We start from the raw sequence: 19,260 nt of genomic DNA, 5'->3' as shown, positions 1-19,260 counted from the left end.
CCTGCCCGCCGTCGGCGGAGGCATTGGCGGCCGAGGCGTTGGCGCCCGAACCACCGACGCCCGAACCACCGACGGCCGACCCGTCGGCGGCCGAACCATCGACGGCCGAACCGTCGTCCAAGTACTTCTTCAGGAAGGCCTTCTCCTCGGCGGTGATCCGTCGCGGCCGGCCCGCCGCGAGATCGAAGGGCACGACGACGGTGGACGCGGTGACATACACCTGTCCGCCCTCCTCGGGCTCCTTGATCTCGTACGCGATGGTCAGGGACGCCGCACCGATCTTCGTCACCCACGACTCGATGATCACCGGCTCGTGCCGATGGACCAGGGGCCGCTTGTAGTCGATCTCGTGCCGGGCCACGACGGACCCGCCCTGGAACGACGGCGACCCGTCACCCGGCGCCAACCGGAACATGAAGTCGATGCGGGCTTCCTCCAAGTACCGGACGAAGACCACGTTGTTGACGTGCCCGAAGGCATCCATGTCCGACCAGCGCAGCGGGCAGCGGTAGATATGACGGCTCACTGGACTCAGCCTCGCGTGAGCTTCTTGTACGTGGCACGGTGCGGGCGGGCCGCGTCCGCACCGAGGCGCTCGATCTTGTTCTTCTCGTACGACTCGAAGTTGCCCTCGAACCAGTACCACTTGGACTCGCCCTCGTAGGCGAGGATGTGTGTGGCCACTCGGTCCAGGAACCAGCGGTCGTGGGAGATCACGACGGCGGCACCGGGGAACTCCAGGAGCGCGTTCTCCAGGGAGGACAGCGTCTCGACGTCGAGGTCGTTGGTGGGCTCGTCGAGGAGCAGCAGGTTGCCGCCCTCCTTGAGCGTGAGCGCCAGGTTGAGGCGGTTGCGCTCACCGCCGGACAGCACGCCCGCGGGCTTCTGCTGGTCCGGGCCCTTGAAGCCGAAGGCGCTGACATAGGCGCGCGACGGCATCTCGACCTGGCCGACGTTGATGTAGTCGAGCTCGTCGGAGACGACGGCCCACAGCGTCTTCTTGGGGTCGATGTTGGCGCGGCTCTGGTCGACGTAGCTGATCTTGACGGTCTCGCCGATCTTGATGGAGCCGTTGTCCGGCGTCTCAAGACCCTGGATCATCTTGAACAGGGTGGTCTTGCCGGCACCGTTGGGGCCGATGATGCCGACGATGCCGTTGCGCGGCAGCGTGAAGCTCAGGTCGTCGATGAGGACCTTGTCGCCGAACGCCTTCGAGAGGTTGTTGACCTCGACGACGATCGAGCCCAGACGCGGGCCCGGCGGGATCTGGATCTCCTCGAAGTCCAGCTTCCGCATCTTGTCGGCTTCGGCGGCCATCTCCTCGTAACGGGCGAGGCGCGCCTTGGACTTGGTCTGGCGCCCCTTGGCGTTGGACCGCACCCACTCCAGCTCTTCCTTGAGCCGCTTCTGACGCTTCTCGTCCTTGCGGCCCTCGACCTTGAGGCGGGCCGACTTCTTGTCGAGGTAGGTGGAGTAGTTGCCCTCGTAGGCGATCGCGCGGCCGCGGTCGAGTTCGAGGATCCACTCGGCGACGTTGTTCAGGAAGTACCGGTCGTGGGTCACGGCGATGACGCAGCCCGCGTACTTCGAGAGGTGCTGCTCCAGCCAGTTCACCGACTCGGCGTCGAGGTGGTTGGTGGGCTCGTCGAGGAGGAGCAGGTCCGGGGCCTCGATGAGCAGCTTGCAGAGCGCCACGCGGCGCTTCTCGCCACCGGAGAGGTTGACGACGGGCCAGTCGCCGGGCGGGCAGCCCAGGGCGTCCATGGCCTGCTCGAGCTGGGCGTCGAGGTCCCAGGCGTTGGCGTGGTCCAGGTCCTCCTGGAGCTTGCCCATCTCTTCGAGCAGCGCGTCGGAGTAGTCCGTCGCCATGAGCTCGGCGACCTCGTTGAAGCGCTTGAGCTTGCCCATGATCTCGGCCGCGCCGTCCTGGACGTTCTCCAGGACGGTCTTGGACTCGTCGAGCTGGGGCTCCTGCATGAGGATGCCGACGCTGTACCCGGGCGACAGGAAGGCGTCGCCGTTGGAGGGCTGCTCAAGGCCCGCCATGATCTTGAGAACGGTGGACTTACCGGCACCGTTCGGGCCGACCACACCGATCTTCGCGCCGGGCAGGAAGCTCAGCGTGACGTCGTCAAGGATCACCTTGTCGCCGTGCGCCTTGCGCGTCTTGCGCATGGTGTAGATGAACTCAGCCAAGAGAAACCGTCCGGCAGATCGATGTGTGGGCAGATACACCCCATCTTGCCTGACGGCCACCCCCCGGGGGAAACGGGTTCCGCCCCCGCCCCCGCGACCTGGCGGTTCGCGCGGCATCGGGTAGCCGGACGGTCACATGCTGTCGCCGACCGGCGCGGCCCCGGGCCGTCGGTGAACGGCGAACGGCCCCGGTACGCGATGGCGTACCGGGGCCGTTGCCCGTCACCGGGCGCTCGGGCGAGCCCACTGCTGTGTGCTCACCGTCGTGCGCCTACGGCTGTGTGCCTACTGCTGTGCGTGCCTACTGGCCGGCCGTCTTCTTCTTGCGGAGGAAGAACACCGCGCCGCCGCCGGCGAGGACCAGCGCGACAGCCGCGCCGGCGATCACCGGGGTGGAGCTGGAGCTGCCGGTCTCGGCCAGGTTGGTGCCACCGGTGGTGGTGCCGGCCGAGCTGCCGCCGGCCGTGGCGGGGCTGGGCTTCGAGGACGGGGTGGACGGGGCGGGCGTCGGCGTGCCGGTGCCGGCCGTCTTGCAGTCCAGGACGCCGGAGAAGTGCTGGCCGGCGAGGTCGAAGGCGTAGGTCGAGTCCTCGGCGAGAGGCAGGAAGAACGACTTGGAGGTGTCCGCGGGGACCGTACCCAGGTTCTTGCCGGACACGACGACGTCGAACGGCTTGCCGCTCTTGTTGCTGACGGCGATGTCCAGGCCGCCCTTGGCGCAGTCGTTCTTGACGGTGACCGCCGGAGCGGTGCCCCACTTGGCCGTGGCGACCGCGGTCACCGACACGTCGCTGGTGCCGGCGAGGATGAAGGTCTGGCTCAGGAGCTTGCCGTCGCTGATGAAGGCGCGGCCGAGCGGAACCTGGGTCTGCGTGGTCGCGGTCACCTTGACGGAGCCGTCCGGGGTGCCCTTGGGCACCTTGAAGTAGACCTGGGTGCCGTCCGTGGCGGAGGTGATGACCTTGCCGCTCTTGTCGGTGAGCTGCACGCCGGCCGGTGCGCCCGGGGCGAGGGCCAGGGCCACCTTGGAGGTGGTGGCGTTGGTGTGGACCGTGAGAGGTCCGACCTCGTTGCCGGCGATGCCGGAGACCGCGTCCTTGTCGAAGGCCAGGGAAGCCTTGGGCTCCTTGGCGTTGGTCGCTTCCTTGAGCAGCTTCTTCGTCAGCTTCGCCGCGGCCTCGTCCTCGGGCATGGCCTTGACGTTGTCGGAGAGCGTCCAGATCGCGGCCTGGGTCGCGGCGGCGGCCGTCTCAGGAGTGAGTCCGTCGCCGAGGTCGCTCGGGGCCTTCGCCGGGTAGGAGTGCTGGAGGATCCAGTTGATCTTCCCGGCCGCCTCGGCCTTGCCCGCCAGCGAGGACTCCGCCCAGGTCACTTCCTTGTAGGTGGAGTTGCTCACCGTGCCGTGCCTCAGGTCGATGCAGTACGTCTGGATGACGCCCGTGCCGTCGACCTTGAGCTTGAAGAGCCCACCCTTGGGGGTCGTTACATGGCCATGGTCATTGACGACGACCGTGGCACCCACGGCGACACTGGCGTCCACCAGCGTGGCGTGCGCGCCCGACGACGTGGCGGCGGGCTTGTCGTCCGCGAAGGACGTGCCCGCACCGGCTATCGCGCCGACCGCGACGAGACCCGATACGGCTGTGACGGTGGCGAGGCGCAGCGCACCCCGCTTGCGGGCGGAAGGCCCGTGAACGGCTGAAAACACAGAATTCCCCTTCGGGCGAGGCGCTTTCGCATGTGGTGCGCGTGCACGAAAGGTGCGCGTGGGGGAAGTGCCTCGCCGGCAGACTCAAGTGCCCCGTGAGTACGCGGGAATCCTAGGGATCCGGAAGGCGCCGTTTCACGGTGATGACATCAGATAACCATTCCGATTCGCAATCGTTATCGCGGAACACGTGTGCCAACCCGCTGTATCGACAAATCCCCGTCACAGATGGGGAGTTTCGGGGCATCATCCCTCGCTCGACCCCCGCCGATCCCCAAGTGCGGCCGTCCAGCCGCCGATCGACGCCGCGTCCGGGGACGCGTCCGGGGTCACGTCCGGGACTGTGGCCGGAATCGAATCCGGAACCGTGGCCGGAACCTCCCATACCACCGCCGCACCCCCGTTGACCGACCTCGCAGGGTCACCGCCGCCGCTCACTTGCCGCTGGATTACTCCTTGTTCAGCCCCGTTGGCCCGTTCGATCCGTTCGGCCCGTTCGATCCGTTCGGCCCGTTCGGCCCGTTCGGCCCGTTCGGCCCGTTCGGCAGGGGTCGCCTCACCCTTGAACACCCGACGGAACGCGCTCGTGCCCCGCGAGATGTCGTGTCCGATCGCCACCGCGTCGACGTCCGCCGAGAGCCGGCGCGACCCGTCCTGACGCTCCTCGTCGCGCACCTTCAATCGCCCGTGCACCAGCACCGGTTCGCCGATCGCGACCGAGCCCGTCAGGTTCTTCCCGAGCGCCCGCGCCGCCCACACCGTGTAGAAACTGGTCGCCCCGTCTACCCACGTCCGCTTCTCCCGGTCGAAGCGGCGCGCGGTCACCGCGAGTCGGAACCTCGCCGTGCCGCCCGTCGCCGAGTCCCGCCACTCCACCTGCGTGGCCGCGTTCCCGACCAAGGTCACCATCGTCTCGTTCACTGCCACTACCCCCGTGTTTCCCGTATCCGCGGGCAGAGAAAAGCCCCGCCCGGTCCAGCCGTCGATCGAACCCTTGCGCTGTCGATCTCCATGCTGGACCGGACGGGGAGTCCGTGCTGAGGCCTGTGGACGACCGCCGGGTTGTGGAAAACCCGCTCACCCCAGCGGGGCCCATCACCCAGCGGGCCCGTCGCCCAGCGGCGCCCATCACCCCGCGGCGTCGCTCACCGCCGCGCTCCCGCCCCCACCACCGCCGCGTACTGCTCCCGCACCTCCTGGTAGCGCAGCAGTTCGGCGGCGAGCGGGTCGAGGACCTTGGCCCGTCCACAGGCCGCCGCGGCCTCCCGCAGCCTGCGTTCGGCCTCCTGGCCGTAGCGCCGGCCCGGTCCTCGCGCCGCCACCGCGCACGCCCACTCCACCAGCGGCCCGCCCACCACGCCGCCGAGCATCACGAGCGCGGGCACGACGAGGCCGGGCTGGAGAAAGCCCACGATCTGGCCGAGCAGCCACAACCCGCCGACGATCTGAATGGCCGTCATGGCCATCTGGGCCAGCACGGCCGCCGGCCACCAGGGCGGGCGCGGCGAAGTGCCGCGTTCGAGTTCCTCCCGTACCGCGAGTTCGTCGAGCGCCTCGGGCAGCCCGTCGGCGCCCCGTACCGCCGCCTCCCGGACCGCCTGCGCCCAGGGCGCGGGAAGTCCCGCGGTGGCGTGGTCCGCGACCGTACGGACCGCCTGCTCGACCCGCTGGCGGGCGGTGACGTGCTCCTCGACCGCGGCGTCGGAGCGCGGCCGCTGGATGGCCGGGACGCGGATCCGGTCGTACCAGCGCCACAGCCGCAGCCACGGAGTGCCGCACGCGCGCTGGGCGTTGCGCCGCCACTCGCGCTCGGCGGCCTCGCCCGCCGCGGTGGCGCCGACCGCCGCGGCGAGACGGTCCGCGAACTCCCCGCGGGCCCGCTCGCCGAGACCGGGCCTGCCGTCGGCGACGTACAGCGGGCGCAGTTCGACGGCGGCCGCGTCCACGTCGGCGGCGAGCCTGCGGGCCGCCGCGCCGCGCTCCTGCACGAAACGGCCGAGCTGTTCGCGCAGTTCGCCGACGCCCTGGCCGGTCAGCGCGGACAGCGCGATCACCGACGCGCCCGGGTCGCCGTGTTCGCCGAGCGCCATGCCGTCCTCGTCGAGCAGCCGGCGCAGGTCGTCGAGCACCTGGTCGGCGGCGTCGCCGGGCAGCCGGTCCACCTGGTTCAGGACGACGAAGCTGACTTCGGCGTGGCCGGCCAGGGGGCGCAGATACCGCTCGTGGAGGACCGCGTCGGCGTACTTCTCCGGGTCCACGACCCACACGATCGCGTCGACGAGGGCGAGTACGCGATCGGCGGCCTCGCGGTGCGTGACGACCGCCGAGTCCAGGTCGGGCAGGTCGACCAGGACCAGGCCCTCCAGGTCGCCGCCCCCGCTGTCGAAGGGACGGCGGCGCAGCCGGCCGGGGATGCCGAGCCGGTCGAGCAGCCCGGCGGCGCCGTCGGTCCAACTGCACGCGATGGGTGCGCCGGTGGTCGGGCGGCGCAGCCCGGTGTCCGAGATCTGGCTTCGGGCAAGGGCGTTGAAGAGGGTGGACTTGCCGCTTCCGGTGGCGCCCGCGACGGCGACGACGGTGTGCCGCGCGGACAGGCGCTGGCGCGCGGACGCCTCGTCGAGCACCCGCCCGGCCTCGGCGAGCGCCTGCGCGTCGAGGCGCGTACGGGAGAGGCCGACCAGTTCGCGCAGCGCGTCGAGCCGTCCGCGCACCGCGCCGACGTACGGGCCGCCGATGGGTTCGAAGGCGGCGTCCTGCGGCTCCTCCCGGCCTTCTTCGAGGGCGGTCGTCATCTCGCCGGGCTCGGCGGCGCGCCGCGCGATCAGCCCGTCGGCCCAGCGGTCCTCGGCCTCCTGCGTCATGCCGCTTTCCTCTCCTTCTGCACTACGGACAGTGCGGCGATCAGCCCGGCCTGCGGCTCGGGCGTCACCTCCAGGGCGTCCAGCGGCGCGAGCCGCCGTTCGCGTTCGGCGCCGAGCACCTGGTCGATGTAGGTGGCGACGAGTTCGGCGCCCTTGTCCCGCAGGCGCAGCGCGCCGTGGGCGCCGATCCGCTCGGCGAGCCGCTCGCCGGCCCGGCGCGCCCGGCGTCCGCCGAGCAGGGCGGCGGCGAGCAGCGCGGCGACGGTCTCGGGGTCGGGCGCCACCGAGCGTTCCATTTCCCGTACTTCGTCCTCGGCCAGTTCTTCGAGGACCCGCCGCCAGCGCCGCACGGCGAGCCCGATCCGGTCCTCGGGATCCTGGTGGCGCACGCCGTCGGCGAAGCGGGCCGCCGCCGGTTCGCGCGCCCACGCCTCCCTGACCCGCTCGTCGGCGGCGGCGGCCGCGCAGCGCAGGAGTTCGGCGAGGCTGTCCACGAGCGCGTCGAGCAGTTCGGCGGAGGTGGCGCCGCCGGGGTGGGCGCGCCAGCGGGTCAGCGCGTCCCCGGCGAGCACCTCACCGGCCTGGAGCCTGCGCCGCACCCGGGCGCCCTCCTTGGCGTACGCGTCCTCGACGGCGCCGGTGAGGCGTACGGCGGCGGCGTACTGGGCGGCGACCGCCGAAGCCAGTTCCGGCATCCGGGCGTTGAGCGACTCGATGGCGCCCGACGCGGTGCGGGCCACGGCCTGCTGGCGGGCCGCGGGGTCCTGGCTGCGGTGGGTGAGCCAGGTGCGCAGCGCCGCGACGGCGGTGGAGGGCAGCAGCCCGTGCGAGGCGCCGGCGGACTCGGGCAGTTCGGGCACGGTGAACCGGGGCACGTCGCCGAGTCCGGCGCGGGTGAGCAGGGCCCCGTACTGCCGGGACACTTCGGCGAGCACCTGGTGGGGCACCCGGTCGAGCACGGTGACGAGGGTGGCGTCGTAGTCCTTCGCGGTACGCAGCAGGTGCCAGGGGACGGCGTCGGCGTACCGGGACGCGGTGGTGACCATGATCCAGACGTCGGCGGCGCAGATGAGTTCGGCGGCCAGGATGCGGTTGCTCACGACGAGGGAGTCGATGTCCGGGGCGTCGAGCAGGGCGAGCCCGCGCGGCAGCGTGCTGGCGGTCTCCACGCGGACCGATTCGTCGTCGTCCCCGCAGGGCAGGTCGTCGGTCTCGGCGTCGTCGTGCTGTTGGGGCAGCCATACGCGGGTCAGGCCGGGGAGCACGCGCACCCCGGCGAACCAGTCCTTGTCGTCGGGGTGGCAGACGAGCACTGGCGTACGGGTGGTGGGCCGCAGCACCCCGGCCTGGCTGACCCGCCTTCCCACAAGGGAGTTGACGAGGGTGGACTTTCCGGCGCCGGTGGAGCCGCCGATGACCGCGAGCAGCGGGGCTTCGGGGTCGCGCAGTCGTGGCAGCAGATAGTCGTCGAGCTGTGCGAGCAGCTCGCTGCGGGTCTGCCGGGCGCGCGGGGCCCCCGGCAGGGGCAGCGGGAGGCGCACGGCGGCGACACTGTCGCGCAGGGCGGAGAGTGCGTCGATGAGCTGAGGCCGTACGTCCAAGGTCACCACATGGGAAGAATGCCCAATTTTGGCGGCTTTTTGAAGCGTATGGCTACTTTCGCGCGCGTCCGTAGGCCACCGGGACGCGCCGAACGGACACACACGACACATGGGATGAGTGGGACGCAGGCATAACGAGTGCACAACACCCTGCGCCGCGAGCGTCAAAAGCGCTGCGTGATTCGCACCCGCCTGCGATTATCGGTTCGCTTCACCGAACCTCCACATCGTGCCACGCAGGTGAAGCAACCGGGACGAGGTGACAGGAGCCCTATCCTTGTCCCCGGCAAGGTCACCGGCCCGGGACCAGCCCCGGACCCGCACCCCTGCCCGCCCGGGGCTCCAGGCCACCGAGGCCCCATCCGGCCCCCGTAGCTCAGTGGATAGAGCAGGCGCCTTCTAAGCGCTTGGCCGCAGGTTCGAGTCCTGCCGGGGGCGCCACCGCGCCACAGCAGTACGGCCCTCCTTCGGGAGGGCCTTTTTGCTGGTCAGAGCACCGTGCGGGGCCGGCGGTGGCGAAGGCGTGCGCGGCGGACCCGCCCCGCGAGAGGCCGGGGCGGGTCGGCGGTGTGCGCCGGCGCCGGGCCGGTCAGCCCGTGACGAGGGCCGCCGCCCGGGTCAGGGACGCCGCCACCGATTCCGGGTCGATGCCGGGGACGACGCAGCCCAGCAGGATCACCCGGCGGGTCGCCGCGGTCACCGACTGGTGGACGCCGTCGCGGTGGGCGAACAGGGAGAGGACCCGGACCTCGTCGGCCAGGATCAGCCGGCCCGGTTCCAGAGCGGCCGCGTGATCGGCGCCGAGGGCGAGGAAGTCCTCGCCGCCCCGGCTCACCGTCAGGCGCACGGCGCCGGTGACGCGGTCCGCGTCGAAGACGCCGAGCGCCGCCAGGTCGGTGACGGCCACGGCGTTCACCGCGTTCACCACCGGGTTGATCCGCGGCCAGGCGCCGGCCGGCTTGGCGCGCAGGCCGCGGTCGATCAGGGCCTGGATGGAGGGCGGCTGGCGGTCCGGGTCCTGGCCGATCAGCTTGGACAGCTGCCGGTAGGCGGCCACGCGGGGGTGGTTGCGGATCGCGCCGCGGGACTGCTCGTGCCACGCGCCGTGCTGCGCGAGCCAGAGCCGGTCCGCCGCCTCGTCGAGGCTCTCGGCCGTCACCTCCGCGGTGGTGGCGAGCACCTCGACGCCCGGGAAGGCGGCGGCCGCCGCGGCGTCGACGGCGATGGGGCTGGGGGGTGCGAGGGACGTGGTGCTGTCCGTCATGTGGGCTCCTTGAAGACGACCAGGTCTCCTGCCGAGAGGTCGAGGTCCTCGGCGGTGAGCAACCGGTCGCTGTGGATCAGGACGTTGTAGTGATTGGGAGCATGGCATTCGTCGAAGCCGACGACGTCGCCTATCAGCCTTTCACCGAGCCAGAGTTGGTCCCCGCGCTCCAGCACGGTGGCGCGCCGGAATTCGGCGAAACCGAGGAATCCGACGGCGTCGATCCGGTCTCCCGGCGCGGCCGGAAGGTCGGTGGTGGTCACCAGTTCGTGCACGTCGCCCGCCCGGACACAGCGCGAGGCCCAGGGCGACAGGCTCATCCCCCGGTCCTCGCGCCGGTGGAACAGCAGCTTGACGAGGTGCGCGCCGACGGCTTCCTTGGCGGGCATCCGCAGCCGCCGCTCCTTGCTCCTGGCCGTCCGGTACGCCTGCTCGACCAGCTCCACCACGACCGGCCCGTCGTCGCGCCGCGCAGGGCCCGCGTCGACCGCCGCGCGGAAATCGGCCATGATCCCCCGGTACTCGTGATCGAGCGAGGACTTGAACCCGTCGTAGCCCTCCAGCATGTCGGCGCGGACCGTGCTGCCGTCCTTGAGGTGGACGACGATGTCCTTGATCTCGCCGGTGGGCAGCGCCCAGTCCAGCTCCACGGAGACGGGGATGCCGTCCGCGGTGCGCAGCTCCAGATCGGCGTAGAACTCGACGCCGCCGCGGACGTCGCCGATGGTCGCGTCGGTGAGCGTCAGCTCGCCGACGACCTGGCGCAGTGCGTCCAGCGCGTTGGGCCCGTTGTCGATCACACAGCCACCGCCGCAGCGGTCCCGGTCGAGATACCAGTGGTCGTTGCCGGTGTGCTCCTCGATCCGCTCGTGGTAGCGGCCGACCACCCGCTCGATCAGCGCGCGGTCCGGCAACTCCCGTGCGAGACGCTGGACATGGCTGTTGTAGCGGCGATGGAACGCCGTGAACAGGGTGCTGCCCGTCCGCTCGGCGATCGCGGCGAGTTCGCGGGCGTCCGAGGCGGCCACGGTCAGCGGCTTCTCGCAGGCGACGTGGATCCCCGCGGTGAGCGCGGCGGCCACCACCGGGGCGTGCAGATCGTTGGGCAGGGTCACCACCACGCCGTCGACCAGGCCGGAGTCGAGAAGCTCGCGGTAGTCGGTGAACGTGGCCACCGGCTGCGGGAGTTGGTCGAGCTTCGCCCGGTCGAGGTCGCAGGCGGCGGTCAGTTCGAGCTGGTCGTCCTCGTCGATGGCGCGCAGGAAGTACGGGGAGATCACGCCCAGGCCGATGATGCCGATCCTCATCCTGCCGCCACCTCGGCGCGCAGCTCCGCCGGCACGGCCAGGTCGAGCCGCTCGGCGAGCGCGACGAGACCGGCGGCGACGTGGTCCGGCAGGGCGACGCCGTCGCGCCGCGACTCCTCGGCCCTGGCGGCCTCGGGAGCGCCGGGGTAGGTCACGGAGCCGCCGGGGACGGCCGGCGGGCAGGCGCTCACGGTGTCCAGGAGCTCCCGGGCGCCGGCGCCGAACGACTCGCCGGCTCCGAAGGCGGCCGGGTCGATGGCGATCACGGTGTGGCCGATGTCGGTGTCCGGCCGCTCGTCGCCGTCGACGAGCAGGTCAGGCGTCGGCCCGTAACTGGCGCCCGCCAGCGGACCGCAGAGCAGGTCGACCAGGAGCGCGAGGCCGTAGCCCTTGGCTCCGCCGGTCGCCGCCGAACCGCCCAGCCACGTGACGTCGGCCTTGCCGTCGAAGAAGGCGTCGGGGTCGGTGACGGCCGTGCCGTCGGGGGCGGTCAGCCAGCCCTCGGGGACGGACCGGCCCTCGCGCTGGGCCGCCCGGATCTTGCCGGTGGCGACCGTGGTGGCGCTCATGTCGAGCACGAACGGCGCTCCGCCGGGCGCCGGGGCCGCCACCGCGAGCGGGTTGGTGCCGAGCATCCGCGTCAGGCCGCCGAGCGGCGGGGCAACGCCCTGGGCGCCGCAGTTGGTCATCGCGATGGCGATCAGACCGGCCTTGGTGGCGCGGTGGGCGTAGTACCCGGCGCTGCCGAAGTGGCTGCTGTTGCGGACCGCGACCAGGGCGATGCCGGTCTCCCGGGCCTTGCTCACCGCCAGGTCCGTGGCGAGCGTGGTGGTGACCAGACCAAGGCCCTGGTCGCCGTCGATCACGGCGCCGGACGCCGTCTCGGTGACCGTACGGGGCACGGCCCGCGCGTTGATCCGGCCGTCGAGGAGGCGGGGCGCGTAGATGCCGGCGAGCGCGTTGCTGCCGTGCGTGGTGAAGCCGTGCTCGTCGGCGTACACCACGACCTCCGCGGCGGTCGCCGCCGCGTCCTCGTCGAGTCCGGAGCGCCGCAGCGCCTCGCGCGCGAAGCCTCGCAGGGTCTCCAGCGCAATCCTGACGGTCATCTTTCTGCCTCCTGAGTAGCGATGTGGGTGCCGAAGCGGACGACGAGGTCCTTGATCTGCCGTGCGTAGCGGGCGAGTTCGGCGAGTTCCAGGTACTCGCCCGGGGTGTGCGCGCCGTGCGTGTCGAGGCCGCCGGGACCGCAGACGGCGACGTAGCGGCCGGGCCCGCCGGCCCAGATGGCGTCGCAGGTGAAGGCCGATCCGTCGGCCAGCCCGTCGTGCCGGGGGAATCCGGCGTCGCCGAGCAGCGTCTCCATCGCCTCGTCGCGGTTGTCCAGGACGGGCAGGCCGCGCTTGAGCCAGTCGAAGCGGATCACTTCGCTCCAGTCGGCGACCAGCCGGGCGGTGAGCGGGTTGTCCGCGTGCGCCGCCGCGAACTCCTCGCGGGCCCGCGGGAGCAATGCCTCCAACTCCCTTTCAAGCAGGGCGGCTTGACGGACGTTCTGGTAGGCGATGTTCATCAGCAGCTCGCCGGTTCCGTAGACCCGGTTGTGCGCGTCGCCGGTGCGCAGCCCGGCCACGCAGAGCTTCGCCCCCAACTCCTGTGCGCGCGGCCCGAGTCGGCGGACGAGGAAGTCCGCGAGGAAGCCCAGTGCGGCGGTGGCGTTGTGGCCGCCGGCCGGGTGGTCGTCGGTGCTGTCGCAGCCCTCCACCCGCAGCCGGGGCGTCATCGCCGCCGTGCAGGCGTCCATGACCCGGCCGCCGGTGGGCTCGGCGAACACCATCAGGCGGCCGGTCAGTCCGCTCTCGACCAGCCAGCGGGTACCGTACGTGCCCATCGCACCGCCCTCCTCCCCCGGTACGGAGGCGAGCTGGACCTCGATGGCGTCCGCGAGCCGGGGTTCGGCGGCGAACGCCGCCGCGATGCCCGCGGCGGCCGCGATGCCGGGCCCCTTGTCGTCGACCGCTCCTCGCCCGTACAGGACGCCGCCGGCGACGCGCGGGTCGATGTGCGGACCGACGGTGTCGACATGGAAGTTGACGATCAGCCGGTGTTCGGGAGCGGCGGGCCGCCCCATCCGCACCACGGCGCTCGGCTGGGCGGCGAGGAAGCCCTCCGGGTCGGCGAGCACGGCCTCGCGGACCGGTGCGGGAACGTCCGGGCCGGTGAGGAAGGCCGGCGGCGGGCTTGCGTGCAGCACCTCGGTGAAGCCCCGGGCGAGCGCGCCGTCCAGGAACACCTGCTGTGCGTCGCGGGTCAGTTCGGCCTTGCCGCCCTCGAAGGGGGACACCGAGGGGACGGCCATCAGGTCGAGGAGCCAGTCCAGCTCGGGAGGCCCGAAGGGCCCCCCGGTGGGGTCAGTCATGGTGGATCGTCTCCCAGATCTCACGGAAACCCAGGGCGCAGGCCCGGTAGCCCTCGGCCAGCTCGTCGGCGCCCGCGGTGGCCGCCAGGTGCGGGATGTGCGCGACGTGCGGCTCCAGGCTGTACCGCCCCTGGTATCCGGCCCGCTCCAACTGCCGTACGCATCCGGCGACATCGACGTCGCCGCGGCCGGGCAGGGTGAAGACCGCACCGGCCGGCGTGCGGTGGCCGTCCTTGATGTGGACGTGGTCCACCCAGGGCAGCACCTTGCCGAGGAACTCGGCCGCCTCGTACCCGTAGGCCAGTCCGTTGCCGACGTCGAAGATGAGGCGCAGCGCCGGGCTGTCCACGTACTCCAGGAGGCGCAGCGTCTCGTCGGGACCCCGGCCCGCCCAGCCCTGGCAGTTCTCGTGCAGCAGCCGGACACCGAGCCGCTCGGCCTCGCGCGTCAGGACCGCGAGGCGGCGCAGCGATTCGGCGGCCCAGTCCGCGTCGGGGCGCCCGTCGTTCGGGTAGGACATGACCCGCAGCCACCGGCCGCCCAGGGCGTGGGCGGCCTCGGCGGAGCCGGCGAGGACGGACAGCTCGGTGTCGAGGTCCGTGGCCACCGTGGTGGACCAGTTTCCGATCGGGGTGTCCACCACCGGCACCACGAGCCCGGCCGCCCGGACCTGCTCGGCCACTCCGGCGAGCGCCTCGGTGTCCAGCTCGTGCAGTCCGAGGCCGTCGACGGTGCGCAACTCGATGGCGCCGAGGCCGAGTTCGCGATGGATGGCTATCTGCTCGGCGAGGCCGGGGGCGGCCTCGTCGCCGATCCCGCAGGCCCGTTCGGTCCAGGTCACCGGGCACCTCGGTAGAAGCGCTCGATCGCGTCGGCGACCTGGGCCACGGCCCCGGACCGCATGCCGGGGTGGAGCGGCAGTGCCAGGCACTCGCGGGCGAGGCGCTCGGCGACCGGGAAGTCGCCCTCCTGGTGGCCGAGGTGGGCGAAGGCGGGCTGGAGGTGGAGCGGCTTGGGGTAGTAGACCACGGTCTCGATGCCCTCCCCCGCCAGGAACTCCTTGAGTTCGTCGCGGCGCTGGGCGCGCACCACGTAGGTGTAGACGGCGCGGTCGCCGTAGCCGCCCGGCGGGGTCAGCAGGTCCGGTGCGAGGGGGGCGAGGCGGTCGTTGTACTCCTGGGCGAGCTCCCTGCGCGCGGCGAGGAACTCCTCCAGGCGCGGCAGCCGTCGCAGCAGGAACGCGGCGGTGATCTCGTCCATGCGCGAGTTGAAGCCGACCTTGTGGTGCAGGAAGCGCACGTTGAGGTCCTGGCCGTGGTTGCGCAGCATCCGCACGTCGCGGGCGAGGTCGTCGTCGTCGGTGACGATCACGCCCGCGTCGCCCGCGCCGCCGACCGGCTTGGCGGGGAAGAAGGAGAAGACCCCGGCCGTGCCGTGCCGGCCGGCCGGAAGGCCGTCGACCGTCGCGCCCAGGCCGACCGCGCTGTCCTCCACCAGGGCGAGCCGCCGGCGCCCGGCCAGCTCGGCCAGGCCCGTCATGTCGGGGTGGGTGGTGAAGAGGTACGCGGGCAGCAGGGCCCGGGTGTTGCCGGTGACGGCGGCCTCGGCGGCGCCGAGATCGAGGCAGGCGGTGTCGTAGTCCACGTCCGCGAAGACGGGGCGGGCGCCGCGCAGGGCGACGGTGCTGGCGGTCGAGATGAACGAGAAGGCGGGCGTGACGACCTCGTCGCCGGGGCCGAGCTCCAGCGCGGCGAGGATCACCGTGAGCGCACCGGTGGCGCTCGCCACCGCGATGGTGTGGGCGGCGCCCGTCCGCTCGGCGATCTGCGCCTCGAGCGCGGCCACCCGGGACTTGAGGATGAACTCGTCGGAGTCCGCGACCTCGCGCACGGCCGCGAGCACTTGGTCGGTCCAGCCCTCGTAGCGGGCCGCCCAGTCGAAGTACGGCACGGCGTGGGCGGGGGGAAGGGTCGTCGTCACGAGAGCTCCTTGTGGAACCGGTGCACGAGTTCGCACACGCGGTCGACCTGGTCGTTCGTCAGGTCCGGGTAGAGCGGCAGGCCCACCGCGCGCCGGCTGGCCGCCTCGGCGACCGGCACCGGGTGCCGGGCGCCGGGCAGCGGGGCGAGCGCGGGCTGCTCGGTCAGCGGGCGCGGGTAGTAGACCTCGGTGCCCACCCCGTGCGCGGCGAGGTATGCGACGAGCTGGTCGCGGTGGTCGCTCTCGATCAGGTAGACGTACCAGACCGTGTTGCCCGGCTCGGCGGCCTTCGCCATGAAGGGGATCCGTACGACCGGGGCCAGCGGGGCGAGGCCCTCGTCGTAGCGGGCCGCGAGCTCGGCCCGGCGCTCGATGTCGGCGGCCAGGGTCTCCAGGCGGGTGAGCAGGACCGCCGACTGGATCTCGTCGAGCCGGCTGTTGTAGCCCAGCTCCAGGTACTCGTAACTGCCGTCCACCGCCTGACCGTGGCTGCGCAGCCGCCGGGCACGCTCGGCCACGGCGTCGTCGTCGGTGAGGATCATCCCGGCGTCGCCGAGCGCGCCGAGGGTCTTGGTGGGGAAGAAGGAGAGCACCCCGCCTCCGCCCCAGAGCCCCGCGTGCCGGCCGCCCATGACCATGCCGATGCCCTCGGCGCTGTCCTCCAGGAGCAGCAGGCCGTGCTCGTCGGCCAGGTCGCGCAGCGTGCGCATGTCCGCCATCTGCGAGAACAGGTGCACGGGCATGATGGCCTTCGTGCGCTCGGTGATCGCGGCGCGGGCCGCCGCCGGGTCCATCGCGTACGAGCCCGGCACCACGTCCACGAGGACCGGCTCGGCGCCGACGTGCAGGACGGCCGAGGCGGAGGCGAAGAACGTGTACGCCGGGACGATCACCTCGTCCCCGGGGCCGACACCGGCCGCGCGCAGCAGGATGATCAGCGCGTCGGTGCCGTTGCCGACCGCGATGGCGTGCTTGGCGCCGGTCAGGGCCGCGATCCGCTCCTCCAGCTCCCGGCCGAGCGTCCCGAAGGTGAAGCGGCCGACGGAGGCCACCTCGCGCAGCCGGGCCTCAAGGGCCGCCCAGGTGCGGCGGATCGACTCGGCGCCGGTGAAGAAAGGTATCTGCTCCGCGGGCGACAGCCGGGTCGAGGCGGTCATCGGCAGGCCGCCTTGAGCTCGCCGATCAGCTTGCTGGCCGCGAGGATGCGCCCGGCGGGGGTCTGCTCGTCGCCGATCGCCCTCAGCAGCGCGCTGCCCACGATGACGCCCGCGGCCCGGCCCCGCAGCGCGGTGATGTGCCGGGGCCGGGAGATCCCGAAGCCGACACAGACCGGCAGGGTGCTGCCCGTCGCCTCGCCGACCCGGCTCAGGTACGCGTCGATGCCCGGGTCCAGCTCCTCCCGGATGCCCGTGACACCGTTCGCGGCCAGGGCGTACAGGAAGCCGCGCGAGCGCTCGGCCGTGGCCCGCAGCCGCTCGGGGCTGCTGCCCGGGGCGGAGAAGAAGACCTGGCCGAGGTCGTGGGTGCGGGCGGCGGCGAGCCAGTCGTCCGCCTCGTGGGCCGGCAGGTCGGGAACGATGAAGCCGTCCGCACCGGCCGCCGCGGCGTCGGCGTAGAGCTGTTCGAGGCCGTAGCGCAGGAACGGGTTGCAATACCCCATCAGCATGATCGGGACGTCGACGCCGTTCTCGCGGGCCCCGGCCACTATTTCCAGTACGGCGGCGGCGGTGACGCCGCGCTCCAGGGCCGCGTGGGTGGTCTCCTGGATGAGCGGGCCGTCGCCGAGCGGGTCGGAGAAGGGCACCCCGAGCTCGATGATGTCGGCGCCCGCCGAACAGACCGCCTCGATCAGCGGCCCGGTCTCGGCCAGGGCCGGGTAGCCGGCCGTGAGGTACGCGACCAGCACGGTCTCGCCCCGCTCCGAGGCGCGGGCGAAGGTCTTCTCAAGCCGCTCCACCGGTCTGCTCCTTTCGCTGTCCGATCGCCGCCATGGCGGAGGTGAGGTCCTTGTCGCCGCGCCCCGAGAGGTTGACGAGCAGCTGGCTGCCGCGGGCGAAGGTGGGGGCCACGCGCAGCGCCGCGGCGACCGCGTGCGAGGACTCCAGGGCGGGCACGATCCCCTCGGAGCGCGCCAGCTCCTGGAAGGCGTCCAGGGCTTCGTCGTCGGACGCGGTCAGGTACTCGACCCGCCCGCTGTCCTTGAGGTGGCTGTGCTCGGGGCCCGCGCCCGGGTAGTCGAGGCCGGGGGCGATGCTGTGGGTGAGCAGCACCTGGCCGTCGTCGTCCTGGAGCAGATAGGTGCGCATGCCCTGGAGCACGCCGGGCTCGCCGTAGAGCAGCGGGGCGGCGTGGCGGCCGAGCGAGCCGCTGCCGTCGCCCGCGGCCTGGACACCGATGAGGCGTACGGGGTCGTCGAGGAACCCGCTGAAGACGCCGATGGAGTTGGAGCCGCCGCCGACACAGGCGATGACGGCGTCGGGCAGCTGTCCCGCGGCGGCGAGGAACTGCTCGCGGGCCTCCCGGCCGATCACCGACTGGAAGTCGCGGACGATGCTGGGGAAGGGGTGCGGGCCGACCACCGAGCCGAGCAGGTAGTGCGTGGTGTCGGGATGGGTGATCCACTCGCGGATCGCCTCGTTGACCGCGTCCTTGAGCGTCGCGGTGCCCTGGTCGACGAGGCGCACCTCGGCGCCGAGCAGCCGCATGCGCTGGAGGTTGGGGAGCTGGCGCTCGGCGTCCACACGGCCCATGTAGATGGTCGCGTCCAGGCCGAGGTAGGCGCAGGCGGCGGCGACGGCCACGCCGTGCTGACCGGCGCCCGTCTCGGCGATGATCCGGCGCTTGCCGAGCCGGTGGGCGAGGAGGGCCTGCCCGATGGCGTTGTTGATCTTGTGGGCGCCGGTGTGGGTGAGGTCCTCGCGCTTGAGCCAGATCGTCACCCCGTGCGGCTCGATGCCGAGGCGGCGCAGCCTGGTGATCGGGGTGGGCCGGCCCACGAACGTGGCCAGCAGGCCGTTCAGTTCCGCTTCGAAGGCGGAGTCCTGGCGGGCTTCCAGGTAGGTGCTCCAGAGTTCTTCCAGCGGCCCCACCAGCGTCTCCGCCACGAACTGGCCGCCGTAGTCGCCGAACCGGCCGGTCATCGGGTCACCTGCCCGGCCCGGACCCCGAGCAGCTCGCCCAGCGCGGACCCGGTGTCCGCGGCGCTGAGCAGGTTCTCGCCGACCAGCACGCCGTCGAAGCCGTGCCCGGCGATCCGCTCCATGTCGCGCCGGCCGCCGATGCCGCTCTCGCTGACGGTGAGCACGCCCTGCGGGATCAGGGTGCGCAGCTTGGCCGAGTTCTCCAGGTCGACCGAGAAGGTCTGCAGGTCTCGGTTGTTGATGCCGATCAGCTGCGCACCGGCCGCGAGTGCCCGCTCGATCTCCTGGGCGGTGAACGTCTCCACCAGGGCGTCGAGACCGAACCCGGAGGCGGCCTGGATCAGGTCCTTCAGGAGGACGTCGTCCACCGCGCGGACGATCAGCAGGACGGCGTCCGCGCCCGTCTGGTGGGCGAGTTCGACCTGCCGGGCGTCGACCAGGAAGTCCTTGTAGAGCACCGGGACGGTGACCTGCGGGTCGGCCGCGATCGAGGCGACCAGTTCCGGCGAACCGCCGAAGAACGGCGTGTCGGCGAGGACGGAGACGGCGGACGCCCCGGAGGCGGCGTAGGCACGGGCGGTGTCGAGGGCGCGGTCGAGCGGCAGCAGTTCGCCCTTGGACGGCGACTTGGGCTTCACCTCCGCGATCACCGATACGTCCGGGCCGCGCAGCGCGTCGGCGAAGGTGCCCGGCACAGCGGGTGTCGGGCGTTCGCCCAGCGCGGGGGTGCCGGTGATCCGGCTCCAGTCCTCGCGCTTGCGAGCGACGATCTCATCGAGATGCACGGGAG

The 19,260-nt window shown here is 72.2% G+C and carries 14 protein-coding genes, 1 tRNA gene and 2 pseudogenes; 1 reads left to right on the top strand and 16 read right to left on the bottom strand.

Annotated elements, in window-relative coordinates; translation table 11 throughout:
* Positions 1-103: 103 nt before the first annotated feature.
* The 6 genes and pseudogenes from OG432_RS22565 to OG432_RS22540 all read right to left on the bottom strand — a co-directional run.
* Positions 104-526: pseudogene (locus OG432_RS22565) on the bottom strand (acyl-CoA thioesterase); the annotation flags it as partial.
* 5 nt (positions 527-531) lie between these two features.
* Complete coding sequence (gene ettA / locus OG432_RS22560; RefSeq protein ID WP_328312767.1) at positions 532-2,196, bottom strand: energy-dependent translational throttle protein EttA; 1,665 nt, start codon at positions 2,194-2,196, stop codon at positions 532-534.
* 301 nt (positions 2,197-2,497) lie between these two features.
* Positions 2,498-3,904, bottom strand: a complete 1,407-nt coding sequence (locus tag OG432_RS22555) for a thioester domain-containing protein (RefSeq protein ID WP_328312766.1) — start codon at positions 3,902-3,904, stop codon at positions 2,498-2,500.
* A gap of 531 nt (positions 3,905-4,435) precedes the next feature.
* Positions 4,436-4,825: pseudogene (locus tag OG432_RS22550) on the bottom strand (single-stranded DNA-binding protein); the annotation flags it as partial.
* A 224-nt stretch (positions 4,826-5,049) separates the two neighbouring features.
* Positions 5,050-6,765 carry a GTPase gene (locus OG432_RS22545; protein ID WP_328312765.1) on the bottom strand — a complete coding sequence of 572 codons (1,716 nt, stop codon included), beginning with the start codon at positions 6,763-6,765 and terminating at the stop codon, positions 5,050-5,052.
* Positions 6,762-8,366, bottom strand: a complete 1,605-nt coding sequence (locus OG432_RS22540) for a dynamin family protein (RefSeq protein WP_328315200.1) — start codon at positions 8,364-8,366, stop codon at positions 6,762-6,764. The genes OG432_RS22545 and OG432_RS22540 overlap by 4 nt, the downstream gene beginning before the upstream one ends.
* A 365-nt stretch (positions 8,367-8,731) precedes the next feature.
* Between OG432_RS22540 and OG432_RS22535 the strand changes: the two genes are divergently transcribed.
* Positions 8,732-8,807, top strand: a tRNA-Arg gene (locus tag OG432_RS22535).
* 148 nt (positions 8,808-8,955) lie between these two features.
* On the opposite strand, the gene OG432_RS22530 is transcribed toward OG432_RS22535, so the two are convergent.
* The 10 genes from OG432_RS22530 to OG432_RS22485 are packed head-to-tail and all read right to left on the bottom strand — an operon-like array spanning position 8,956 to position 19,255.
* Positions 8,956-9,630 carry a phenylalanine--tRNA ligase beta subunit-related protein gene (locus OG432_RS22530; RefSeq protein ID WP_328312764.1) on the bottom strand — a complete coding sequence of 225 codons (675 nt, stop codon included), beginning with the start codon at positions 9,628-9,630 and terminating at the stop codon, positions 8,956-8,958.
* On the bottom strand, positions 9,627-10,937 hold the full coding sequence (locus tag OG432_RS22525) for a Gfo/Idh/MocA family protein (RefSeq protein ID WP_328312763.1): 1,311 nt from the start codon (positions 10,935-10,937) through the stop codon (positions 9,627-9,629). The genes OG432_RS22530 and OG432_RS22525 overlap by 4 nt, the downstream gene beginning before the upstream one ends.
* Positions 10,934-12,043, bottom strand: a complete 1,110-nt coding sequence (locus tag OG432_RS22520; RefSeq protein WP_328312762.1) for an Ldh family oxidoreductase — start codon at positions 12,041-12,043, stop codon at positions 10,934-10,936. Before OG432_RS22520 ends, OG432_RS22525 begins: the two co-directional genes overlap by 4 nt.
* Positions 12,040-13,350, bottom strand: coding sequence for a M20/M25/M40 family metallo-hydrolase (locus tag OG432_RS22515; RefSeq protein WP_328312761.1), 1,311 nt, complete (start codon positions 13,348-13,350; stop codon positions 12,040-12,042). The genes OG432_RS22520 and OG432_RS22515 overlap by 4 nt, the downstream gene beginning before the upstream one ends.
* The gene (locus tag OG432_RS22510) at positions 13,343-14,191 is read right to left on the bottom strand and encodes a sugar phosphate isomerase/epimerase family protein (protein ID WP_328312760.1); all 849 of its coding nucleotides are present in this window, start codon (positions 14,189-14,191) and stop codon (positions 13,343-13,345) included. The genes OG432_RS22515 and OG432_RS22510 overlap by 8 nt, the downstream gene beginning before the upstream one ends.
* Positions 14,188-15,330: a DegT/DnrJ/EryC1/StrS family aminotransferase gene (locus OG432_RS22505; protein WP_328312759.1), complete on the bottom strand. Its 1,143-nt coding sequence runs from the start codon at positions 15,328-15,330 to the stop codon at positions 14,188-14,190. The genes OG432_RS22510 and OG432_RS22505 overlap by 4 nt, the downstream gene beginning before the upstream one ends.
* Positions 15,327-16,487, bottom strand: coding sequence for a DegT/DnrJ/EryC1/StrS family aminotransferase (locus tag OG432_RS22500; RefSeq protein WP_328312758.1), 1,161 nt, complete (start codon positions 16,485-16,487; stop codon positions 15,327-15,329). The genes OG432_RS22505 and OG432_RS22500 overlap by 4 nt, the downstream gene beginning before the upstream one ends.
* Positions 16,484-17,287 carry a tryptophan synthase subunit alpha gene (trpA, locus tag OG432_RS22495; RefSeq protein WP_328312757.1) on the bottom strand — a complete coding sequence of 268 codons (804 nt, stop codon included), beginning with the start codon at positions 17,285-17,287 and terminating at the stop codon, positions 16,484-16,486. The genes OG432_RS22500 and trpA overlap by 4 nt, the downstream gene beginning before the upstream one ends.
* Positions 17,274-18,470, bottom strand: a complete 1,197-nt coding sequence (gene trpB, locus OG432_RS22490; protein WP_328312756.1) for a tryptophan synthase subunit beta — start codon at positions 18,468-18,470, stop codon at positions 17,274-17,276. The genes trpA and trpB overlap by 14 nt, the downstream gene beginning before the upstream one ends.
* Positions 18,467-19,255: an indole-3-glycerol phosphate synthase TrpC gene (locus OG432_RS22485; RefSeq protein ID WP_328312755.1), complete on the bottom strand. Its 789-nt coding sequence runs from the start codon at positions 19,253-19,255 to the stop codon at positions 18,467-18,469. The genes trpB and OG432_RS22485 overlap by 4 nt, the downstream gene beginning before the upstream one ends.
* Positions 19,256-19,260 lie beyond the last annotated feature (5 nt).

It is taken from the genome of Streptomyces sp. NBC_00442, from assembly GCF_036014195.1.
In the GTDB taxonomy this organism is placed as follows: domain Bacteria; phylum Actinomycetota; class Actinomycetes; order Streptomycetales; family Streptomycetaceae; genus Streptomyces.
This window is presented reverse-complemented; position numbering and strand designations above follow the sequence as displayed.

Excerpts from the sequence above, each read along its gene's own strand:
- OG432_RS22545 (WP_328312765.1), bottom strand. The coding sequence starts at position 6,765 with ATGACGCAGGAGGCCGAGGACCGCTGGGCCGACGGGCTGATCGCGCGG.
- OG432_RS22530 (WP_328312764.1), bottom strand. The coding sequence starts at position 9,630 with ATGACGGACAGCACCACGTCCCTCGCACCCCCCAGCCCCATCGCCGTC.
- OG432_RS22520 (WP_328312762.1), bottom strand. The coding sequence starts at position 12,043 with ATGACCGTCAGGATTGCGCTGGAGACCCTGCGAGGCTTCGCGCGCGAG.
- OG432_RS22525 (WP_328312763.1), bottom strand. The coding sequence starts at position 10,937 with ATGAGGATCGGCATCATCGGCCTGGGCGTGATCTCCCCGTACTTCCTG.
- OG432_RS22500 (WP_328312758.1), bottom strand. The coding sequence starts at position 16,487 with ATGACCGCCTCGACCCGGCTGTCGCCCGCGGAGCAGATACCTTTCTTC.
- trpB (WP_328312756.1), bottom strand. The coding sequence starts at position 18,470 with ATGACCGGCCGGTTCGGCGACTACGGCGGCCAGTTCGTGGCGGAGACG.
- OG432_RS22515 (WP_328312761.1), bottom strand. The coding sequence starts at position 13,350 with ATGACTGACCCCACCGGGGGGCCCTTCGGGCCTCCCGAGCTGGACTGG.